This window comes from Curvibacter sp. T50 (genome assembly GCF_057219955.1).
In genome coordinates, this window is record NZ_JBXVVU010000001.1 from 1,540,890 (window position 1) to 1,562,791 (window position 21,902).

The 21,902-nt window shown below is 68.6% G+C and carries 19 protein-coding genes; 10 read left to right on the forward strand and 9 right to left on the reverse strand.

The features are described from left to right. Positions 1 to 34: 34 nt before the first annotated feature. From AC2EBU_RS07315 to AC2EBU_RS07340, 6 genes are all read right to left on the reverse strand, one after another. Entirely contained in the window at positions 35 to 973 is a 939-nt protein-coding gene (locus AC2EBU_RS07315) for a DMT family transporter (RefSeq protein WP_484609703.1), read from the reverse strand. Continuing rightward, the gene (locus tag AC2EBU_RS07320) at positions 951 to 2,570 is read right to left on the reverse strand and encodes a gamma-glutamyltransferase family protein (protein ID WP_484609704.1); all 1,620 of its coding nucleotides are present in this window, start codon (positions 2,568 to 2,570) and stop codon (positions 951 to 953) included. Before AC2EBU_RS07320 ends, AC2EBU_RS07315 begins: the two co-directional genes overlap by 23 nt. 126 nt (positions 2,571 to 2,696) lie before the next feature. Further along, positions 2,697 to 4,208 (reverse strand): tripartite tricarboxylate transporter permease, encoded by a 1,512-nt coding sequence (locus AC2EBU_RS07325; protein ID WP_484609705.1) that lies wholly within the window; start codon positions 4,206 to 4,208, stop codon positions 2,697 to 2,699. A gap of 11 nt (positions 4,209 to 4,219) precedes the next feature. Next, positions 4,220 to 4,708, reverse strand: coding sequence for a tripartite tricarboxylate transporter TctB family protein (locus tag AC2EBU_RS07330; RefSeq protein WP_484609706.1), 489 nt, complete (start codon positions 4,706 to 4,708; stop codon positions 4,220 to 4,222). Positions 4,709 to 4,843: 135 nt separating this feature from the next. Then, positions 4,844 to 6,649, reverse strand: coding sequence for a type IV pilus assembly ATPase TfpB (gene tfpB / locus AC2EBU_RS07335; protein WP_484609707.1), 1,806 nt, complete (start codon positions 6,647 to 6,649; stop codon positions 4,844 to 4,846). After that, the gene (locus AC2EBU_RS07340) at positions 6,646 to 7,413 is read right to left on the reverse strand and encodes a spermine/spermidine synthase domain-containing protein (protein WP_484609708.1); all 768 of its coding nucleotides are present in this window, start codon (positions 7,411 to 7,413) and stop codon (positions 6,646 to 6,648) included. Before AC2EBU_RS07340 ends, tfpB begins: the two co-directional genes overlap by 4 nt. A 212-nt stretch (positions 7,414 to 7,625) precedes the next feature. On the opposite strand from AC2EBU_RS07340, the gene AC2EBU_RS07345 reads away from it, so the two are divergent. Continuing rightward, on the forward strand, positions 7,626 to 8,435 hold the full coding sequence (locus AC2EBU_RS07345) for a mechanosensitive ion channel family protein (protein ID WP_484609709.1): 810 nt from the start codon (positions 7,626 to 7,628) through the stop codon (positions 8,433 to 8,435). A 54-nt stretch (positions 8,436 to 8,489) separates the two neighbouring features. Here the strand turns inward: AC2EBU_RS07345 and AC2EBU_RS07350 are convergent, their stop codons facing one another. Further along, positions 8,490 to 9,368 carry a TatD family hydrolase gene (locus AC2EBU_RS07350; protein ID WP_484609710.1) on the reverse strand — a complete coding sequence of 293 codons (879 nt, stop codon included), beginning with the start codon at positions 9,366 to 9,368 and terminating at the stop codon, positions 8,490 to 8,492. 105 nt (positions 9,369 to 9,473) lie between these two features. On the opposite strand from AC2EBU_RS07350, the gene AC2EBU_RS07355 reads away from it, so the two are divergent. The 7 genes from AC2EBU_RS07355 (at position 9,474) to AC2EBU_RS07385 (ending at position 17,871) form a co-directional block, all read left to right on the forward strand. Next, positions 9,474 to 10,433 (forward strand): S1C family serine protease, encoded by a 960-nt coding sequence (locus AC2EBU_RS07355; RefSeq protein WP_484609711.1) that lies wholly within the window; start codon positions 9,474 to 9,476, stop codon positions 10,431 to 10,433. Positions 10,434 to 10,441: 8 nt separating this feature from the next. Further along, a complete protein-coding gene (locus tag AC2EBU_RS07360) occupies positions 10,442 to 11,449 on the forward strand; it encodes an AAA family ATPase (RefSeq protein WP_484609712.1) in 1,008 nt (335 codons plus the stop codon). Then, positions 11,442 to 12,428 carry a DUF58 domain-containing protein gene (locus tag AC2EBU_RS07365; RefSeq protein ID WP_484610136.1) on the forward strand — a complete coding sequence of 329 codons (987 nt, stop codon included), beginning with the start codon at positions 11,442 to 11,444 and terminating at the stop codon, positions 12,426 to 12,428. The genes AC2EBU_RS07360 and AC2EBU_RS07365 overlap by 8 nt, the downstream gene beginning before the upstream one ends. A 2-nt stretch (positions 12,429 to 12,430) precedes the next feature. Beyond that, positions 12,431 to 13,477 (forward strand): VWA domain-containing protein, encoded by a 1,047-nt coding sequence (locus AC2EBU_RS07370; RefSeq protein ID WP_484609713.1) that lies wholly within the window; start codon positions 12,431 to 12,433, stop codon positions 13,475 to 13,477. 78 nt (positions 13,478 to 13,555) lie between these two features. Then, positions 13,556 to 14,275 (forward strand): ABC transporter ATP-binding protein, encoded by a 720-nt coding sequence (locus AC2EBU_RS07375; protein WP_484609714.1) that lies wholly within the window; start codon positions 13,556 to 13,558, stop codon positions 14,273 to 14,275. Then, positions 14,272 to 16,635: an ABC transporter permease gene (locus AC2EBU_RS07380; RefSeq protein ID WP_484609715.1), complete on the forward strand. Its 2,364-nt coding sequence runs from the start codon at positions 14,272 to 14,274 to the stop codon at positions 16,633 to 16,635. Before AC2EBU_RS07375 ends, AC2EBU_RS07380 begins: the two co-directional genes overlap by 4 nt. Before the next feature lie 33 nt (positions 16,636 to 16,668). Further along, on the forward strand, positions 16,669 to 17,871 hold the full coding sequence (locus AC2EBU_RS07385) for an efflux RND transporter periplasmic adaptor subunit (protein WP_484609716.1): 1,203 nt from the start codon (positions 16,669 to 16,671) through the stop codon (positions 17,869 to 17,871). An 84-nt stretch (positions 17,872 to 17,955) separates the two neighbouring features. On the opposite strand, the gene AC2EBU_RS07390 is transcribed toward AC2EBU_RS07385, so the two are convergent. Next, entirely contained in the window at positions 17,956 to 18,732 is a 777-nt protein-coding gene (locus AC2EBU_RS07390; protein ID WP_484609717.1) for an IclR family transcriptional regulator, read from the reverse strand. Between the two features lie 89 nt (positions 18,733 to 18,821). On the opposite strand from AC2EBU_RS07390, the gene AC2EBU_RS07395 reads away from it, so the two are divergent. Further along, positions 18,822 to 19,775, forward strand: a complete 954-nt coding sequence (locus AC2EBU_RS07395) for a hydroxymethylglutaryl-CoA lyase (protein ID WP_484609718.1) — start codon at positions 18,822 to 18,824, stop codon at positions 19,773 to 19,775. Between the two features lie 67 nt (positions 19,776 to 19,842). Next, positions 19,843 to 21,036: a CaiB/BaiF CoA transferase family protein gene (locus tag AC2EBU_RS07400; protein WP_484610137.1), complete on the forward strand. Its 1,194-nt coding sequence runs from the start codon at positions 19,843 to 19,845 to the stop codon at positions 21,034 to 21,036. Between the two features lie 102 nt (positions 21,037 to 21,138). Here AC2EBU_RS07400 and AC2EBU_RS07405 read toward each other — a convergent pair whose 3' ends face one another. Next, entirely contained in the window at positions 21,139 to 21,900 is a 762-nt protein-coding gene (locus AC2EBU_RS07405; protein WP_484609719.1) for a phosphatase PAP2 family protein, read from the reverse strand. Positions 21,901 to 21,902 lie beyond the last annotated feature (2 nt).

Genomic DNA, 21,902 nt, shown 5'->3' on the forward strand with positions numbered 1-21,902 from the left:
GTCTCCTTGTCGGTGATGCGATAAAAAAAGGGGTTCAGGCCGGGTCATCGACCCGCGGCGCGGCCGGGCGCGGCAGGCGGGTCACGACAAACACGCCCGCCACCACCAGCACGGTGCCGGCGATGACCCAGGTGTTGAGCGGCTCGTCCAGCAGCACCACACCCATGAAGATGGTGGCCATGGGGCCGATCATGCCGGTCTGGGCCGTGAGGCCGGGGCCGATGCGCTCGATGGCCATCATCACCAGCAGCACCGGCAGCGCGGTGCACAGGGTGGCATTGAGCAGCGACAGCCACAGCACCGGCGCCGGCACCGCCGCCGATGCCAGCGGCCGCAGCAGCGCAAACTGCGCGATACACAGCACACAGGCCACGGTGGTGGCCAGGCCGGCGAGGCGCAGGGCGCCCAGGCGGCGCACCAGCTCGCCGCTGTAGCTCAGGTACAGGGCATAGCTGATGGTGCTGAGAAACACCAACAGGGAACCCCAGGCCACGGCCTTGCCGTCGAGCGTGAGCTGGTGGCCGAACACCAGCACCACCCCGCAATAACTCACCGCCATGCCCACCGCCCGGTGGCGGCCGATGCGCTGGCCATACAGCACCCAGCCCAGCAGCAGCACCAGCGTGGGGTTGAGGTACAGAATCAGCCGCTCCAGCGAGGCGGTGATGTACTGCAGCCCGACAAAGTCCAGGTAGCTGGCCAGGTAGTAGCCGGTGAACCCCAGCCACAACACGCCAACCGCCTCACGCCCGGTAAGCCGCGGCTTGCCCCGCCCGGCCCACCAGGCCATCAGGGCAAACAGCGGCAGCGCAAACAGCATGCGGTACATCAGCAGGGTGACGGCGTCCACCCCATGCCGGTAGGCCAGCTTGACGATGATGGCCTTGCCGCTGAAGGCAATAGAGCCCGCCGCGGCCAGGGCCAGGCCGGGGAGAAAGCTGGGGGGACGTTCAGAAACCAACGGCCTGCCCATCCCGTCGCGGGTCGCTGGCGGCCACGTAGCCTTCTGCGGCCGGATCGCCCAGGCGCCAGATGAACTGGCCAGCGCCGAAATCCTGGTAGGGGTCGTCGATGACGCCGATGCGGTGGCCCAGGGTGCGCAGGCCCGCCACCGTGGCCGGGTCCATGGCGGCTTCGACGTTGATGTCCAGCCCGGTGTTGACCCGCCAGCGTGGCGCGTCGCAGGCGGCCTGCGGGTTCTGGCCGTGGTCGATCATGCGCACCAGGGTCTGCACATGGCCTTGCGGCTGCATGTTGGCGCCCATCACACCGAAACTCATCACCGGCTGGCCGTCTTTCGTCAGGAATGCCGGGATGATGGTGTGAAACGGCCGTTTGCCCGGCGCGACCAGGTTGGCCGGGTTCGGTCCGGCCGGATCGGTGCTGAAGCCGTGGCCGCGGTTTTGCAGGCTGATGCCGAAGCTGGGCTCGACACAGCCCGAGCCAAAGCCCATGTAGTTGCTCTGGATGAAGCTGACCATCATGCCGCGCTCGTCCGCGGCGGTGAGGTAGATGGTGCCGCCGCGGGCCGGGTTGCCGGGGCCGAAATCCTGCGCCTGTGTCATGTCGATCCGTCGGGCACGGCTGTGCAGGTAGGCGCCATCGAGCATTTGCGCGGCGGTCACCGCCATCGACGAGGGCTCGGCCACGTAGCGGTAGACGTCGGCAAAGGCGAGCTTCATGGCCTCGATCTGCAGGTGTTGCGCGGCCACACCGTCGGGCGGCAGGCGGGCCAGGTCGAAATGCTGCAGCATGCCCAGCGCCATCTGCGCCGCGATGCCCTGGCCGCTGGGCGGGATTTCATGCAGGCTGTACCCCCGGTAGTCTTGCGCCAGCGGCGTCACCCACTCGGGGCGGTGGGCAGCCAGGTCGGTCGCGGTGAGGCTGCCACCGTGCGCAGCGGAAAAGCGCGCGATGGCCTGGGCAATCTCGCCCTGGTAAAACGCGGCGCCCCGGGTGTCGCCGATGGCCCGCAAGGCCCGCGCCGCGGCCGGAAAACGGAACCGTTCGCCCACCTGCGGCGCCCGCCCGTTGGGCAAAAAACTGCCGGCAAAGCCGGGCTGGCCTTGCAGCTCGGCCACCGCGGCAGCCCATTTGCGCTGCACCACCACCGGCACGGCATAGCCGCGCTCGGCGATCTCGGCCGCCGGTGCCATGAGGTCGGCAAACGGCAGGCGGCCGAAACGTTCGCTCAGCGCCACCCAGGCACTGACGGCGCCGGGCACGGTGACAGCGTCCATGCCGCGCTTGGGCGGGGTGCGGGCACCGGTGCCGTAGCGGCGGTGGAAATAGTCCGGCGTCCAGGCCGCCGGCGCGCGGCCACTGGCGTTGAGGCCATGCAGCGCCTGCCCGTCCCACAGGATGCAGAACGCGTCGCTGCCCAGGCCGTTGCTGACGGGTTCGCACACCGTCATGGCGGCGGCGGTGGCGATGGCGGCGTCCACCGCGTTGCCACCCTGCGCCAGCATGCGCAGCCCCGCCTGCGCCGCCAGCGGGTGCGAGGTGGCCACGAGGTTGCGGGCAAACACCGGCAGGCGCGCGCTGGGATACGGGGTAGTGAAATCGAGCATGGCGGTGAGGGATTATGAAAGTGGACGATCCAGGCTGCAGTCACCCGGTCGTCAGCCCGGTTTCCTGGCGCGGCGCAGACAACAACGGCACCCGAAGGTGCCGTTGCCGGAACGCCTGCACGCGGCTTATTCCTCGACGAAGGCTTCCTCGCGCTTGGACTTCACGCTCGGAGAGAGTACGACCACCAGCAATATAAAGGCGGCAGCCAGCAGGCCGGCGGAGAGCGGACGGGTCACAAACACGCTCCAGTCGCCCCGCGACAGCAACAGGGCCCGGCGCAGGTTTTCTTCCATCATCGGCCCGAGGATGAAACCGAGCAGCAGCGGCGCCGGCTCCGTGCCGAGCTTGATGAACAGGTAGCCGATCACCCCGAACAGCGCCACCATCCAGATGTCCCAGGTGTTGTTGTTGGTGGAGTACACACCAATCGCACAGAACAGCACAATGGCCGGGAACAGCCAGCGGTAGGGCACGGTGAGCAGCTTGATCCAGATGCCGATCAGCGGCAGGTTCAGGACCACGAGCATCAGGTTGCCGATCCACATCGAGGCGATCAGGCCCCAGAACAGCTCGGGGTTGCTGGTCATGACCTGCGGGCCGGGCTGGATGTTGTGGATGGTCATGGCGCCGACCATCAGCGCCATCACCGCGTTGGGCGGAATACCCAGCGTGAGCAGCGGGATGAAGGAGGTCTGCGAGCCGGCGTTGTTGGCCGATTCCGGTGCGGCCACGCCACGGATGTTGCCCTGACCGAAGGGGACCTCGCCCGGCTTGAGTTTGGTCTTCTTTTCGATGGTGTAGGCCGCAAACGCGGCCAGCAGCGCGCCACCGCCGGGCAGGATGCCCAGCGCGGAACCCAGTGCGGTACCCCGCAAAACCGCCGGGGTCATGCGCTTGAAGTCTTCCATCGACGGGTAGATGTGGGTGACCTTGCCGGTGAACACCTCACGTTTTTCTTCCGAATGCGACAGGTTCTGGATGATCTCGCCGTAGCCGAAGACGCCCATGGCGATCACGATGAAGCCGATGCCGTCGGTCAGTTCGGGGATGTCGAACGAGAAGCGTGCCACGCCCGAATTGACGTCCGTGCCCACCAAGCCCAGCAGCAGGCCCAGCACGATCATGGCGACCGCCTTGAGCAGCGAGCCCGAGGCCAGCACCACCGCGCCGATCAGACCCAGGATCATCAGCGAGAAGTATTCGGCCGGGCCGAACTTGAAGGCCACTTCGGTCAGCGGCGCCGCAAAGGCCGCCAGGATCAGCGTGCCCACACAACCGGCGAAGAACGAGCCCAGACCGGCCGCCGCCAGCGCGGGCCCTGCCCGCCCCTTGCGCGCCATCTGGTAGCCGTCCAGCACCGTCACCACCGAGGACGATTCACCCGGCAGGTTGACCAGAATCGCGGTGGTGGAGCCACCGTACTGGGCCCCGTAATAGATGCCGGCCAGCATGATCAGCGCCGCCAGCGGCGGCAAGGCGTAGGTGGCCGGCAGCAGCATGGCAATGGTGGCCACCGGCCCGAGGCCCGGCAACACGCCGATCAGGGTGCCCAGCAGGCAACCGATGAAGGCATAGATCAGGTTCTGGAATGTGAAGGCGACGCCGAAACCCAGCGTCAGGTTGTTGATCAGATCCATGACGGGTTTCCTCAGCCGGTGATGAAGGTCGGCCAGACCGGGAACTGCAGCTTGAGCAGCATGATGAAGGCGCCGTAGCTCATGAGCGCGAGGACGGTGGCAACGATCAGCACTTCCTTGAAGTTGAAACGCTCACCGGCCAGGCTGGCGACCAAGGTCAGGCCGTAGATCGCGACGATCAGGCCCATTGCCGGCACGCCAATGGAGGGCAAACCGCCCAGCAGCACCCCGAACAACAGGTTGGCGCCGATGATGAAACACAGCGGTCGCCAGGCGAAGGCGCCGATCTTGTCTCCGCCGGGCCGGCCGGAAATCAGCGCCTGGGCGGTAATGATCATCCCCAGGATGGCCAGCACGATACCCAGCAGCAGCGGGAAATAGCCGGGCCCCATGCGGGCACCGGTACCGATGTTGTAGGTCGTGGCACCGAAGGCAAAGGCGCCGCCCACAATGGTGAACATCAAACCCGAGAAGAAATCCTTCTCACTTTTTATCAACACGCTGTGTCTCCTTTTCCGGCGAATGGACGACACCATTGTGTACGTCAAAAGCCTTGCGCCCGATGTGGGTTCCACCTATGGTGTGGTCCCGGTGTCGCCCCGGGCGACTCGCACCGGACGTGCAGCGGACGGCACTCAGTCCAGGGGGGGCGTGTTCGACAGCACTTCATCCAGGGTCGTCACCCCTTCGGCCACCCGCAACGAGCCGGCCAGCCGCAGGGGGCGCATGCCGTCCGTCACGGCCTGGCGGCGCAATGCCTCCAGCCCGGCGCCGGCGGTGACCTGCTGCTTGAAGGACTCGCTGATCACCAGCAGTTCATACAGGCCCATGCGGCCCAGGAAGCCAGTCATGCGGCAGTCGACACACCCCACCGGCCGGTAGGGGCGGTAGCCGCCGCTGAGTTTCCAGGGTTTGATGGCGTCGGCCGTGAGGGTGCCGTCGTTGCCCGCGTCGGCTTCCTTGCAGTTCACGCACAGGGTCCGCACCAGCCGTTGCGCCAGCACCCCCAGCACCGTGGCATTGATCAGATAGGACGGCACACCCAGCTCCTGCAGCCGGGTAATGGCCGAGGGCGCGTCGTTGGTGTGCAAGGTCGAGAACACCAGGTGCCCGGTCAGCGCGGCCTGGATGGCCATCTCTGCCGTCTCCAGGTCGCGGATTTCGCCCACCATGATGATGTCCGGGTCCTGGCGCATCAGCGCGCGCAGGCCCTCGGCAAAGCCGAAATCCAGCTGGGGTTGCACCTGCGTCTGGTTGAAGGCCGGTTCGATCATTTCGATCGGGTCTTCGACGGTACTGACATTGACCGCTTCGGTGGCCACCCGGCGCAACGTGGAATACAGCGTGGTGGTCTTGCCGGAGCCGGTCGGCCCCGTGACCAGCACGATGCCATACGGCCGCTTCACCAGCGATTCCCAGCGCTCTGCGTCATGTGCCGAAAAGCCCAGATCGGACAGATCCTTGACGGTGGTGTCGGGATCAAAAATCCGCATCACCATCTTCTCTCCGAAGGCGGTGGGCAGTGTGGACAGGCGCATCTCCACCTCGTCGCTGCGGCCGGCGCCCCCTTGCGGGCGACGGGTCTTGATGCGGCCGTCCTGCGGGCGACGCTTTTCCATCACGTCCATGCGGCCGAGCAGCTTGATGCGCGAGGTCATGGCGTTGAGCACCCCGATCGGCACCTGGTAGACCGGGTGCAGCACGCCGTCGATGCGAAAGCGGATCACGCCCTGCTCGCGCCGGGGCTCCAGGTGGATGTCGCTGGCCCGCTGGTCAAAGGCGTAGCTCCACAGCCAGTCCACCACCTGCACCACGCCCTGGTCGTTGGCGTCGAGCTGGCGGTTGCTGCGGCCGAGCTCGACCAGTTGCTCGAAACTGCCGGCACCATTGTTGGCACCGGCCTTCTGCACCGCACGCACCGAGCGGGCCAGCGCAAAGAATTCGGCCGTGTAGCGCTGGATTTCGCCGGGGTTGGACAACACCAGCCGCACCGACCGGCGGGACTGGCGCTCCACCTCGGCCACCCAGTCGGTGATGAAGGGCTCGGACGTGGCCACCACCACCTCCTGCGCGGTCACCTGCACCGGCAGAACCCGGTGGCGCTCGGCATAGGCGGCGCTCATGGTGTCGGACACCCGGCCGACATCGACCTTGAGGGGGTCAATGCGCAGGTAGTCCATGCCGACATGGCCGGCCAGCCACTGGGTCAGCGCCTCGACGTCCATGGGCCGGTTGTCACCGGCCCGCTGAACGCCGACACTGGCCAGCCGTACCAGCGGATGCTGCACACTTTCCGCCTGGGAGCAGCGCGCCATCGTGCGCCGGGCTTCGGCATCGGTGATGACACCGTCGGCCAGCATCCATTCCAGCAGCTTGCGCCAGTCCAGGGGACCGACATGGGCGCTGCGCGACAGGGCTGTGGGAGAAGGCGGTGGTTTCATCGGTGGACGGGTTTGAAGACTCGCAGCCATTTGGACGCCGGCAGACGCCAGCGAGTTTCGATGGATTGTGCGCGTTCGGCAAGTTCGGCACGTTTGGGGCGGCAGGGCGTGCGCTGCGCCAGCACCACCGTGTTGCCTTCGCGCGTCGGCTTGAAGGCCCAGACCGCCTCGGCGCCGAAGGCGGCCGAGATCTTCTCCAGGCTGCGCTCGTAGCTGGAGGATCGGCCGAACAGGTTCACGGTCATGGCGCCGTCCTCGGTCAGCAGCGTTCGGCAGTGGCGGTAAAAGTCCTCGTCGTCGAGCACCGGGGCGGCCGCTTCCTGGTCATACAGGTCCACTTGCAGCGCGTCCACCGTGCCTCGCCAATGGTCGCTGGCCGCGACTTCGGCGGCATCGCCCAGCACCACCGACAGGCGCGAATCGTCGGCGGGCAGCTTGAACCACAGGCGGCAGGCTGCGACCACCTGTGGGTTGAGTTCAATGGCCGTGGTCCGGGTCCGCAGCGTCTTGCGACAGAACTTGGTCAACGCCGCCGCGCCCAGCCCGAACTGCATGGCGTGCCGGCGCGCGACGCTGGGCGGGTCGACAAACAGCAGCCAGGCCATCATGCGCTGGACGTACTCCAGATCGAGCTCGTAGGGCGCGTCCAGACGCATGGAACCCTGCACCCATTCGGTGCCCAGGTGCAGGTAGCGCCGGTCGCCCCAGTCGGAGAAGTTGACGTCGGGCAAGGGGGGGCTGGTTTTTCGGGGGGTTCGTGCCATGTCGATAAAAAATGCTGCACTTCAGGCCGGCAGTCCAGGCGGTTCAAAGTCCACGCGCCGGGCAGCCCCACAAAAGTGGCGCCACACCAGCAACACACCAGTGTCGCAAATCACGGGCGGCCGCCCCGGGTGCCCGGGTCGGTGCCCGCCTGTCGTGAAACGGTCACCGGACTGGGCATGATGGCACCTTTGCATCACCAAGGAGTTCGGACATGAATACGGAAGCCATCTGGCAGTTTCTGAGCACACAAGGCATGGATTTTGGCCTGAAGGTCCTGGGCGCACTGGCCGCCTGGATTGTCGGCCGCTGGCTCATCGGCATGGTCGTCAACCTGCTGGGCCGGGCCTTTGCCCGCGGCGGCAAGGTGGACGAAACCCTGGCCAATTACCTCAAATCCATTGTTTCGGTCATTCTCAACATTGTCCTGATCCTGGCGATTCTGGACATCTTCGGCGTCAAGACCACCTCCTTTGCCGCGCTGCTGGCCGGCGCCGGTCTGGCCATCGGCACCGCCTGGGGCGGGCTGCTGACCCATTTTGCCGCCGGGGTGTTCATGCAGGTGCTGCGCCCCTACAAGGTGGGTGATTTTGTCTGCGCCGGTGGCGTTACCGGAACGGTAAAGGAACTGGGCCTGTTCGGTACCACCATCGTCACCCCGGACAACGTGGTCACCATTGTCGGCAACAACAAGGTGTTTTCCGACAGCATCCAGAACTTCAGTGTGTTGCCGGTGCGGCGTGTCGACTGTACCGCCAAGGTGGCCAACGGCGTGGACGTGCGCGACGCCATCAGCCGTCTGAAGGCGGCGGTGGTGGCCATCCCGAATGTCGCGACCAGCCCGGCGCCGGACATCGAGATCTTGCAGTTCACGCCCGAAGGCCCGCTGCTTTGTGTACGCCCCTACACCCACACCGACCACTATTGGCAGGTCTATTTCGACACCCACAAGGCCGTGGTGTCAACCTTTGGCGCGGCCGGATACCCCGTTCCGGAGACGCCGGTCGCCCACCGGACGCTCTGAGGCAAAAAATCGGGTCTTTTGCGCCGATACCCAGCGCAAAAAGGTGCTGTTCAGCTATTGTTTTTGACAAAACGCGGCATCGGGCAACAAGCGCGCCAGGCCCGGCAGGGCCTGCAATGCGTTCGCAGCGGTGGCGTCGGCCATCGCCGCTGGGGTCAGCCCCCGCAGCGCCGCCACGGTGGCGCCGATGCGCGGCAGTTCGGCTGGTTCGTTGCGGCCCTGGGCCCGACCGGCGGCGCGATCGGCGGCGCGGACATAACACCAGTGCGGGGGAATATCGGGCGCGTCGGTTTCCAGCACCAGCGCTGACAGCGGCAGCTCGATGGCCAGGCGTCGCAACTGCAGCGCGCGCTCGTAAGTGACCGCGCCGCCAAAGCCCAGCTTCAGACCCAGCCCGAGAAACGCCTGCGCCTGCTGCACGCTGCCATTGAAGGCGTGCGCGATGCCGCGCCAGGCGCCCCCCCCGGTGGCGGCGGCGGCGTCGCGCAACCCCTTGAGCAAGGCGTCCGCCGAGCGGCGCACATGCAGGATCACGGGCAGGTCGAAGCGCCGGGCCAGCCGCAACTGCTCGCGGTAAAACCATTCCTGGCGGGCGCGCATGGCGGGGGTGGCGAGCGCCGGGACAAAAAAGTCCAGGCCGATCTCACCGACCGCGACCAGGTGCGGGTCATCCCGGTGTCGCGCCAGCGCATCCGCCAGAGCCGTCAGATCGTCGTCGCGCGCGTGCGGCACAAACAAGGGGTGAATCCCCAGCGCATAGGCATCTGTGCCGGCAAGCGCCAGACCGCGAACGGTGTCGAATCCGGCCCGATCGACCGCCGGCAGAACCAGGCACTGCACCCCGGCTTGCGCGGCGCGGGCACGCACCGCCGTCCGATCGGCCGAGAACTCGGGGGCGTCCAGGTGGCAATGGGTATCGATCCACAGGGTCATGCGGCCATGATGCCATCGTTGGCCCCAGGGGCTGTGCAGCCGGCCCGTTTCCGTGGTACCGTCATTTCCGACTGCACCTGTTGTCCACCATCACCGGGAGGCTTCATGCGAAGGACCGCGCGCTACAGCCGCAGCCCACCTGACCACGCCGCAAGCGTGGCGGCTTCTGCGCCGCCGGACCCGGCTGGGACGCAAGCGCCCTCCCCGCCCCGGCTTGCGGCGGGCTCTGCCGCCGCAGTCCCGCCGGATGCGCTGGGCCGGTGGCGGCGTCTCCTTGGGCGGCGTCCGGCCAACTCCGCGCTGTGGGCGGCCATCGTTGTGCTCACGCTGGCGTGGCTGGGCGTGGTGTGGCAGCAGCAGCAGGTCGGCACCCGTACTCTGACCCAGAAAGACATCGCCGCCGCCGTGCGCCATTCGCTGGAAAACGACAGTCTGCCCTCGGCGGTCGCCCGTGCCGCGGCGAGCGTGGCACCGTCGGTGGTCCAGGTCACCGGCTGGCGCCGGCATCCCAAGACCGGCGCCGAGGTTGAACACGGTGTGGGCACCGGCGTGGTCATCGTGGACAAAGGCATCATCCTGACCAACCTGCATGTGGTCCAGCAGGCGCAGTCGGTCAAGGTGCGGTTTGCCGACGGGCTGGAGTCCACGGCCTCGGTGACCGGCGTTCAGGCCGAAAACGACCTCGCCGTGCTGCAGGCCCACAAGATCCCCGATGACTTGCACGCGGCCACGCTGCGCTCCACCCAGAACCTGCAGCCCGGCGAAACGGTCGTGGCCATCGGTTTCCCTTTCGGCATCGGGCCGTCGGTGTCGGCTGGTGTGGTTTCCGGGCTGGGCCGGCGCTTTGTCTCGCCCGACAGCGGCGAAAAGCTCACCAACCTGATCCAGTTCGACGCAGCGGCCAACCCCGGCAACTCCGGCGGGCCGCTGATCACCCTCGACGGCGAGGTCGTGGGCATCGTCACCGCCATCCTCAACCCGACCCCGGCCCGCACGTTCCTGGGCATCGGCTTTGCCGTGCCCATTGAAAACGCCGCGTCGGCCGTTGGCATGCCGCCGTTCTGAGACAGCCCATGAATCCCCAATACACCGCCGCCGACACCGCCGCCTGGATGGAGCAACTGCTCTACGAGGTCAAACGCGTGGTGGTCGGCCAGGACCGCTTTCTGGAGCGGGTGATGGTGGCGCTGCTGGCGCAGGGCCACCTGCTGGTGGAGGGTGTGCCGGGCCTGGCCAAGACCCTGACCATCAAGACCCTGGCGCAGACGCTGCAGGGGAGCTTCCGGCGCATCCAGTTCACGCCCGACCTGGTGCCGGCCGACCTGGTCGGCACCCGGATCTGGAACCAGAAAAGCGGCGACTTCAGCACCGTGCTGGGCCCGGTGTTCGCCAACCTGCTGCTGGCCGATGAAATCAACCGCGCACCGGCCAAGGTGCAGAGCGCCCTGCTGGAGGTGATGCAGGAGCGCCAGGTGACGATTGCCGGCGAAACCCACCGGGTTCCCAGCCCGTTTCTGGTCATGGCCACCCAGAACCCGATCGAAACCGAGGGCACCTACCCGTTGCCCGAAGCCCAGGTGGACCGCTTCCTGATGAAAGTGCTGGTCGATTACCCCAGCGACGAGGAAGAACTGGCCATCGTGATGCGGGTCACCGGCCCGCCTGCGACACCGCAGGCGGTGGCCACCACCGACCAGCTGGCGGCGCTGCAGGCGCAATGCCGTGATGTCTATGTGGACCCGGCCCTGATGCAGTACGCCGTGCGCCTGGTCTCGGCCACGCGGCGCCCGGCCCAGGCCGGCCTGAAGGACCTGGAGCCGCTGCTCAATGCCGGCGCCAGCCCGCGGGCCACCATCGGCCTGGTCGAGGGCGCCCGGGCCCTGGCCCTGCTGCGCGGCCGTCGCTATTGCCTGCCGGACGATCTGACCGATCTGGCCCCCGACGTCCTGCGCCACCGGCTGATCCTGTCCTACCAGGCCCTGGCCGACGGGCGCAGTGCCGACGATCTGGTCACGCGTATCCTGGCCCACATCCCGGCCCCGCCCCGGCCGCTGGAACATGACAGCACGCTGGCTGCCTGACTGGCTGCGACCCGCGCCCGCAGCCGCTGCGGCGGCGCCGACGCCGGCCGCTCCCGACCACCATGACCCGCAGTGGCTGCTGCGCCATCTGGAATGGACAGTCATCCGCCGGCTCGACGGCGCCTTGCAAGGCGACTGGCGCACCCTGTTGCGCGGCCAGGGCATCGACCTGGCCGACCTGCGCGAATACCAGCACCACGACGATGTGCGCCACATCGACTGGAACGTCACCGCCCGCTTGCAACAGCCCCATGTCCGCGTGTACACCGAAGACCGGGAAATGACCGCCTGGTTCCTGGTCGACTGCAGCGCATCGATGGATTTCGGCTCCGCCCACACCCGCAAACGGGAAACCGCCACCGCCTTTGTCGCCGTCATGGCCCGCCTGTTGACCCGCCACGGCAACCGGGTCGGCGCACTGCTGCACGACGGCAGCGCCGACCGCGCGATTGCGGCCGGCGGCGGCCGGGGGCAGGTACTGCGCCTGTTGCACGCGCTGGTGCCACCGGCGGGCCCACGGCCGGCGGCCCCGACCCAGCTGCACACCTGGCTGGGCCGGGCCGGCCATGCGCTCAAGCGGCGCTCGGCCTTGTTTGTCGTCAGTGATTTCATCAGTGCGCCCGGCTGGGAGGGGCCGCTGGGCCAGCTGGCACGCCGCCATGACGTGGTCGCCATCCGTGTGGTCGACCCGCTGGACCGGCAGCTGCCGCCGCTGGGGCTGCTGCCGCTGCGCGACGCCGAAACGGGCGAGGTTCAGCTGGTCGATACCCGCGACCCGGGCTTTCTCCGCCGGCTGGCCGCACTGACCGAACGGCGCGAGCAGGCACTGCAAGCCGCGTTTGCCCACGCCGGTGTCGATGTGCTGGAGTTGTCCACCACCGAATCGCTGCCACAGGCCCTGCTGCGATTTGCCGACCTGCGCCGCCACCGCCAGCGCGTGGGGGCCCTGTGGCCGGCCCATTTGCGACGGAGCGCCTGACGATGGTGTTTCAATGGCCCGAGATGCTGTGGGCGCTGGCCGTGCTGCCGCTGCTGGTCTGGGCCTACTGGGCCATTTTGTGGCGCAGGGCCCGCCAGACACTGGCACTGTCGGACCTGAGCCTGGTGCGCGAAGCCCTGGCGGCCGGACCCGGATGGCGCCGCCATGTGCCCCCGGCCTTGATGCTGGTGGCGCTGGCGCTGCTGCTGGTGGCCGGTGCGCGGCCCATGGCGCGCGTCACCTTGCCGTCAAGCCAGAAGACCCTGATTCTGGCGATGGATGTGTCGGGCAGCATGCGGGCCACCGACGTCAAACCCAGCCGCATCGTGGCGGCCCAGTCGGCGGCGAAGAAGTTCCTGGAGACCTTGCCCCGGGATGTCAAGGTCGGTATCGTGGCCTTCGCCGGGGCGGCGCAGGTGGCGCAGTTGCCCACACTCAACCGCGAAGATCTGGTCACCGCCATTGACCGCTTCCAGCTGCAGCGGGGTACGGCCACCGGCAACAGCATCGTGATCTCGCTGGCCACGCTGTTTCCGCAGGCCGGCATCGAGCTCCAGCAGATGGGCCAGCCCGCGCGCTCGACCGCCCGCCCGCTGGACGCGCCGGCCGCGCCCGAGGCCAAGCCCAGGGAGTTCACGCCGGTGCCGCCCGGCTCCTACACCTCGGCGGCCATCATCATGCTCACCGACGGCCAGCGCACCACCGGCGTCGACCCGCTGGAGGCCGCCAAGATGGCCGCGGATCGCGGCGTGCGGGTCTACACCGTCGGTATCGGCACGGTCGATGGCGAAACCATCGGTTTCGAGGGCTGGTCCATGCGGGTGCGCCTGGACGAGGACACGCTGAAAAAGATCGCCCTGCAGACCCAGGCCGACTATTTCTACGCGGGCACCGCCGAGAACCTGACCGCGGTGTACGAAAAACTCGGCAACCGGCTCAGTGTCGAAACCCGCGAGACCGAGGTCAGCGGCCTGTTCGCGCTGGCCGGCGCGCTGCTGGTGCTGCTGGCGGCCGGTTTGTCGCTGCTGTGGTTCCGCCGGGTGTTCTGAGCGGCTTTGCGCCCTCGGGCAGGTTCATGCCTTGACAGCCGTCAAGCCGTTTCGCCACGACCGGCCTAGCATGCGGGCATGGCCATAACACAGGGGGAAGCGGTTTTCCGGGCCGAGGGGCTGACCAAGGTCTACCGCCTCGGGGATGTGGAGGTGCACGCGCTGCGCGGCATCGATCTGATGCTGTACGCCGGCGAATTCGTGGTGCTGCTGGGCCCGTCGGGCAGCGGCAAGTCCACGCTGCTCAACATCCTCGGCGGCCTGGACGTGCCCAGCGCCGGCCATGTCTGGTACCACGGAGAGGACCTCACGGCGGCGGGCGATGCGCAGCTGACGCAGTTCCGTCGCGACCATGTCGGTTTCGTCTTCCAGTTCTACAACCTCATTCCCAGCCTGACCGCGCGCGAGAACGTCGCCATCGTCACCGACATCGCGCCCCACCCCATGCCACCGGAAGACGCGCTGGGCCTGGTCGGGCTGCGTGAACGGCTGGACCACTTTCCGGCGCAGCTTTCCGGGGGAGAGCAGCAGCGCGTGGCCATCGCCCGCGCGATTGCCAAACGACCGGTGGTGCTGCTGTGCGACGAACCGACCGGCGCGCTCGATTCAGCCACCGGCATCCATGTGTTGCAGGCGCTGGAGCAGGTCAACGCCACCCTGGGGACGACCACCGTCGTGATTACCCACAACGTGGACATCGCCCGCATGGCCCACCGGGTGCTGACGATGGCCGACGGGCGCATCGTGCGCGAGGCCGTCAATGCCGAGCGGCTGGCGGCGAAGGAGTTGCGCTGGTGAAGGCGATCCACCGCAAGGCGCTGCGCGACCTGTGGCACATGCGCGGCCAGGCGCTGGCCATTGCGCTGGTGATCGCGTCGGGCATCGCCATGCTGGTGATGTCGCGGGCCACACTGGATTCGCTGGTCGATACCCGCGACCGTCTGTACGCCGACTACCGCTTCGCCGACCTGTGGGCCCAGGTTCAGCGGGCGCCGGAATCGCTGGCAGGGCGGGTCGCGCAGTTGCCCGGCGTCGCCGAGGTGGAAACCCGGCTGATCGCCGGTGCCAAGCTGGAGGTTCCCGGCTTCGGCGAGCCGGTCGAGGCGGTGGTGCAGTCCCTGCCCGACCAGGGGGAACCGGTGCAGAACCGGCTGTATCTGCGCGCCGGCCGGGCGCTGACCCCTCATGCCGACGACGAACTGCTGGTCAGCGATTCCTTTGCCCAGGCGCACCGGCTGGTGCCCGGCGACCGGCTGCGCGTGACACTGCGCGGACGCACCCAGTGGTTCACGGTCGTGGGCACGGCGGTGTCACCGGAACATGTCTACCAGATCAAGCCCGGCGCCATGTTTCCGGACTACCAGCGGTACGCCATTGTCTGGATGGGCCGCCGCGCCATGGCCGCCGCGCTGGACATGAACGGCGCCTTCAACCAGATCACCGCCCGCCTGGCGCCCGGCGCGAGCGAGGCGGACACCCTGGCCGCTGTCGACCAGGTGCTGGCGCGGGCGGGCTCGCGCGGTGCCCATGGGCGCATGGACCAGCTCTCGTACCGCTTCCTGTACGAAGAGTTTCGTCAGCTGGGCACCATGACCCGGGTGTTCCCGGCAATTTTTCTCGGCGTCGCGGCGTTCCTGCTCAACGTGGTGTTCACCCGGCTGGTCGGGGCACAGCGCGACCAGGTGGCGATCCTGAAAGCCTTCGGCTACCGCACCGCCGATGTGGTGCTGCACTACGCGCTGATCGTCTCGCTGATCGGCCTGGCCGGCAGCGCCCTGGGCGTGGCCGCCGGAGCCTGGCTGGGCACGCAGCTGGCGCAGATGTACCAGTTGTACTTCCGCTTTCCGTTCCTGCACTACCAGATCGGCGCTTCGGTGGTGGCCATCGGCGTGGCCGTCAGCTTGCTGGCGGCCCTGGCCGGCGCGGGCCGGGCGGTGCTGGCGGCGGCAGCCGAACCGGTGGCCTCAGCCATGCGCCCACCCGCGCCGGCGCGCTTTCGCCGTGCGCTGCTGGAGCGGCTGCTGCCCCGGCGCAGCCTGACCCAGCCGCTGCGCATCATCCTGCGCCAGATCGAGCGTCAGCCACTGCGGGCCGCGCTCACCGTGACCGGACTGGCCTTTGCCGGCGCCATCATGATGATGGCCCGCTTCCAGGACAGCTCCATCAATCACATGGTCGAACTGGCCTACCGGCTGTCGCAGCAACACGACCTGTCGGCCACGTTCACCGAACTGCGCCCGGCCCGCGCGGCACACGAACTGGGTGCACTGCCCGGGGTGCGCAAGGTCGAGGGCATCCGCCAGGTGCCGGTGCGACTGCGCCACGAGAACCACAGCCTCAAGACCGCCATCGAAGGCCTGCGGCCCGGCGGCGTGCTGCGCCAGCCCATCAACGACCGCCGCCAGCCGGTGGACATTCCGGCCGATGGCCTGGTGCTCAACGACTATCTGGCGCGACGACTGGGTGTGACGGTGGGCGACACCGTCTGGGTCGAAGTGCTGGAGGGCCGGCGCGCCTGGGTGCAGCTGCCGGTGGCGCATCTGGTGCGCGACCATGTGGGTCTGGCGGTCTACATGAACCTGGACGCACTCAATCGCGCCCTGGGCGACGGCGACGTGATCTCCGGGGTGCTGCTGACGGTGGAAGACGGCCAGGAGGCGGCCGTGTTCCACGAGCTGGACCGGCGCCCCGGTGTGCTGGGTGCCGGCTCGCGCCTGGCGTCGGTGGAGGCGCTGTACCGCAGCATCGCGCAGATGACCGGCCTGTTCATGTGGATCTCCATCCTCATGGGCGGGATCATCAATTTCGGCGTGGTCTACAACTCGGCGCGCATCGCGCTGGCCGAGCGCGGACGCGAACTGGCCAGCCTGCGGGTGCTGGGCTTCACCGAACGCGAAGTGGCCACCATCCTGCTGGGCGAACTGGCGGTGCTGGTCGCGCTGTCCATTCCGCTGAGTTTTGCGGTGGGCTATGGCCTGTCCTGGTACCTGGCAAGCAACCTGCAGTCCGACCTGTACCGGGTGCCGGTGCACATTCCCGCGTCGGCCTACGCGTTTGCCGCCCTGACCACGGTGGTGTCCGCCGTGTTGTCGGGCCTGGCCGTGCGCGAGCGTATCCACCATCTGGACCTGATCGGTGTGCTCAAGACCCGCGAGTGAGCCGCCGCCCCCGAACACCACCTGAAGCTGACCATGACTCCCCTCCCCCTGCGCAAGATCCTGATCTGGACGACCGCCGCCGCGGCGGCCGCCGCCCTGGTGTGGCTGACGCTGCGCGAACCGGTGCAACTGGCCAGCGTGGCCCCGGTCACGCGCGGCCCGCTGGAGCAGACCATCACCGAAGACGGCAAGACCCGGCTGCGCCAGCGCTATGCGGTGACCGCGCCCGTCGCCGGCCAGTTGCAGCGCGTGAGCCTGGCGGCCGGCGACCGGGTCGAGGCCGGCCAGGTGGTGGCCGTGATCGAGCCCGGATCGGCCGCGTTGCTGGACCCTCGCGCGCGCAGCCAGGCCCTCGGTGAACGCGACGCCGCCGAAGCGGCTTTGCAAGCGGCCGGCCAGCGCGTGCGCGCGGCCGAAAGCGGTGCGGCCATTGCCGCCCAGGAGCTGGCCCGCCAGCAGGCACTACGGGCGCAGGGCATGACCACGGCGTCGCAACGCGACCAGGCCCAGGCCCAGGCCGACAGCAGCGCCGCCGCCGTGGCCAGCGCCCGCGCCGACGAACTGGTCGCCCAGCGGCGGCTCGATACGGCCCGTGCCAGTCTGGCGCAGGCCGGCGCAGCCGCGCGCGGCGGGGGCGTCAGCGTGCGCGCACCGGTGGGTGGCGTGGTCGTGCGCCGCCACCTGGAGAGCGCCACAGCCGTCGCGCCGGGCCAGCCGCTGCTGGACATCGGCGACCCGACGCAACTGGAGATCGAAGCCGACGTGCTTTCGACCGACGCCGTGCGCCTGGCGCCGGGCATGAAAGCCCGCGTACTCCGCTGGGGTGGCGACGGCGTGCTGGAGGCGCAGATCAGCCGCGTCGAACCGGGCGGCTTCACCAAGGTGTCGGCGCTGGGGGTGGAAGAGCAGCGTACCCGGGTGGTGCTGCAGTTCACCGCGCCCGCCGAACGCCGGGTCCAGCTGGGCGACGCCTACCGGGTGGAGCTGGAGTTCATCCTGCGGCAGGACAGCGACGTGCTGCAAGTGCCTGGCGGCGCCCTGTTTCGCAGCGGCGATGGTTGGGCCACCTATGTGGTCGACAGCGGCGTCGCCCGCCGGCAGGCGGTGCGCATCGGCGCCCGATCGGCCACCGCCACCCAGATTCTGGACGGACTGCAGGCCGGACAGCAGGTGATTGTGCAGCCGGACGACCGCATCCACGACGGCACCCGGATCGAGGCCGTGCGACGCCCCTGAACAGCCCAAAAACCTCCCGGGCGGCGGATTTCACGCAAAAACTGCCAATACCCAGCGTATTTTGGTGCTTTTTTGCTACCGCATCTATAGCACCTCAGGGGCAATCCGACGCCCGCCGACGTGGCCTGGCGCGTCGGCAGGCGCCGCCTCGCGCCCGCCCAGACACTGGCTGAGCTGCTGTGCTGCGCTGCACAGGGCGGCGGTCATGGCCTCACGAAAGCGGGTTTCGGGCACCGTCAGCGTCAGCGCACCGGCCAGTTGGTCACCGGCCTGCCATACGGGTGCGGAAATACCCGTCAGTCCGGGCACCCGGTCACCGGCCAGCATGGCATGCCCCAGACGGCGGATGTGGTCGTAGGGTTCGCCGGTGGCACCCGAAAACGCCAGCAGGACCCGCCCGCCCGCGCCGCGATCCAGCGGCAGGATGTCACCCGCGCGGACATGGTCGCGCAGCAGCTGGGGGGAATCGACCCGCAGCAACACCCGCCGCTGCGCGCCGTCTCGGACGTGGAGGGCCACGCTTTCGCCGGTTTCGCGCACCAGCGCCTGCATCAATGGCAAGGCAAGGTCTTCGAGCGCGCCGCGCGCCGCCGGCAGCGCCGCCAGCCGGCCGATCTCCGGCCCCAGCGCCCAGCGCCCGTCCGGAGTGCGCCGCATCAGCCCGCCATGCGCCAGTGACGCCACCAGGCGCAATACCGTGCTTTTGTACAAGCGGGTGCGCTCGGCCAGCTGCGTCACGGACAAGGCCTTGTCCTCCGCGCGAAAGGCGGCCAGCAGGCAGATGGCGCGATCCACGGCGGCCGCACCGCCGGGCGCGGCCTGCTCGTCGGCCACGGAGGGATGGTTCGCTTTTTTGGGCATGGGTACAACACACACCGGCCGGCCACCGATTGACAGCCCGGTCGGCGCTCCGTATGATCGTTCCGATAGTCAGATTATCGTTCTATCTGATGGAACATACAAGTCCCTCAACACCCTCCCGGCAGTCCCCCGATGTCCTGATCAGCGAAGTCGGCCCGCGCGACGGTCTGCAGTCCGTGAAGGCCACCATGCCCACGGCCGACAAGTGCCGATGGATCGACGCGCTGGTGGCCGCCGGCCTGCGCGAGATCGAGGTGGCCTCGTTCGTGCCGGCTCGCCTGCTGCCGCAGATGGCCGATGCCGCCGAGGTGGTGCGCCATGCCCTGACGCACCCCGGCGTCACCGTCATGGCGCTGGTGCCCAACGTGCGCGGCGCCGAGGCCGCGCTGGCGGCCGGTGTGCACAAGCTCACCATTCCGGTGTCGGCGAGCGCCGCGCACTCGATGGCCAACGTGCGCAAGACCCGCGAAGCGATGGTGGCCGAGGTGCGCGCCATCGTGCGCTTGCGCGATGCGCTGGCGCCGGGCGTCAAGATCGAGGCCGGCATCTCCACCGCCTTCGGCTGCACGCTGCAGGGTCGGGTGCCGGAAGACGAGGTGGTTCGTCTGGCGGCCGAACTGGCGGAGGCCGGTGCCGACGAAATCGGCCTGTCCGACACCACCGGCATGGCCAATCCGGCGCAGGTGCGGCGCCTGTTCAACCGGGTGCGCGCCGAAATCGGCGAGCGCACCGGTGCGGCGCATATGCACAACACGCGGGGACTGGGCCTGGCCAATTGCCTGGCGGCGTATGACGTGGGTGTGCGCACCTTCGACAGTTCGCTCGGCGGCCTGGGCGGCTGCCCGTATGCGCCCGGCGCGTCCGGCAACGTCGTCACCGAAGACCTGGTGTTCCTGTTCGAGGCCATGGGCGTGCGCACCGGCGTGGACATCGAGCGCCTGATCGCGGCCCGCGCGCCGCTCCAGGCCGGCCTGCCCGGCGAGCCGCTGTACGGCATGACGCCCGAGGCGGGGCTGCCCAAGGGATGGCACGCCGCGGCATGAGCGCAGCCCCGGCCCGTCCCAAACAGGCTCGCATCGCGCCGCAAAGCATGGAGTTCATCCGATGAGCATCCCCGAATCCAATCTGCCCTACGCCGGCATACGGGTGGTCGAATTCACCCACATGGTCATGGGCCCGACCTGCGGCATGGTGCTCGCCGACCTGGGCGCCGAGGTCATCAAGGTCGAGCCGGTCGGCCAGGGCCGCCACGGCGACGCCACGCGCGCGCTGATCGGCTCGGGCGCGGGCTTTTTCCCGATGTTCAACCGCAACAAGAAAAGCCTGGCGCTCGACCTGCAGACGCCCGAAGGCAAGGAGGCGGTGCTGCGCCTGATCGCCACCGCCGACATCGTCAGCGAGAACTTCAAACCGGGCACCATGAAGAAGCTCGGGCTGGACTACGACAGCCTCAAGGCCCTGAACCCGCGCCTGATCTATGTCAGCCACAAAGGCTTTCTGCCCGGCCCGTACGAGCACCGCACCGCGCTGGACGAGGTGGTGCAGATGATGGGCGGCCTGGCCTACATGACCGGCCGTCCCGGCGACCCACTGCGCGCCGGCACCAGCGTGAACGACATCATGGGCGGCATGTTCGGCGCCATCGGCGCGATGGCAGCCCTGGCGCAGCGTGAAAAAACCGGGCGCGGCCAGGCCGTGCAAAGCGCGCTGTTCGAGAACAACGTGCTGCTGGTGGCGCAGCACATGATGCAGTTCACCGTCACCGGCCAACCGGCGGCACCGATGCCGGCGCGCATCTCGGCCTGGGCGGTCTACGACGTGTTCCAGGTGAAGGACGGCGAGCAGATCTTCCTGGCGGTGGTCAGCGACACCGCGTGGAAACTGTTCTGCGAGGCGTTTGGCTTCGACGACCTGCTGGCCGACGAGCGGCTGCGTTCCAACAACGACCGCGTGCGCGCCCGCGAATGGATGATGCCGATCCTGCGCGAGCGCCTGGCCGGCCACAGCGCCGCGGAACTCGCCGCCGTGTTCGAGCGCCACGGCCTGCCGTTCGCGCCGATCACCCGGCCGCAGGACCTGCTGAACGACCCGCACCTGAACGCCACCGGCGGCCTGGCCCCCATCACCCTGCCCGACGGACGCCCGGCGCAAGCGGTGCTGTTGCCGCTGACGCTGGACGGCGAGCGCCCCGGCGTGCGCCGGTCGCCGCCCCAACTGGGCGAGCACACGGCCGAATTGCTGCGCGAGCTGGGCTACGGCGACGACGCCATTGCCGCGCTGCAGGCCGCAGGCCGCGCCGACTGAGCCCGACCCGGTCGCCGCCGAAGGCCCGCCGATCGGGTTTTGGCATGTTTTGTGCCCATACCCAGCGAAAAAGGTCGCTTGACGCTATCTTTTCAGGATTGATCAAACCGCCTTGGCGGGCACCGGGCGGGGCAGGCGCAGGTCCGCGCCGACCGCCCAGGCCAGCAGCAGGCACAGAACCCACGCCAGCCACAGCGTCCAGACGGTGTGGGAGAGGAAATGCGCGCCCTGTGCCATGCGGGCCAGGCCCAGCACCAGGCCAGCCACCACCCCGGCCGCCAATCCGGCCCGCGCGGGCAGCGGGCCCGCCGGTCGCAAGGCCAAGGCCCACACCAGCCACAGGAAGCCGGCCGATGAATGGCCGGCCGGAAAACACTGGCCGGGCCGCAGGCCCGGCGGCAACGCATGCAGCAGGCCGCTGTACGGCGCAAAGCCGCCGAAATCGACGATGTCCCAGGGGCAGTAGCGGTTGGTGGCGTGCTTGAGCAGTGTGGTGGTCAGCGGAATGAGCAGCATGCCCAGGGCAGCCAGCAGCGCATTGCGCCGAGGCAACCAGGACAGCTCCCCGCGCCAGCCGCGCCAGCACAGCCACAGACAGGCCACCACCAGCAGGTAGGACGCCTGTTTGGCCCCGCGATGAAGCACGGCGTCGAAAAACCAGTGCTGGCGCAGCGGAAATGCGCGCGCTGCCGGGTCGTAGAACAGCTGCGTCAGCTGGCGGTCGATGTCGGTCAGCTCGAACAGCGCCAGCAGGACCGCCGCCGTCAAGGCCAGCATCAGCCACTGGGCGGCCCACCAGCGGGTCGGGTGACGGCGGGGGCCGGCACCGGATTCGGTGGCGGGTGTCGCGGCAAAAGAACTCATGG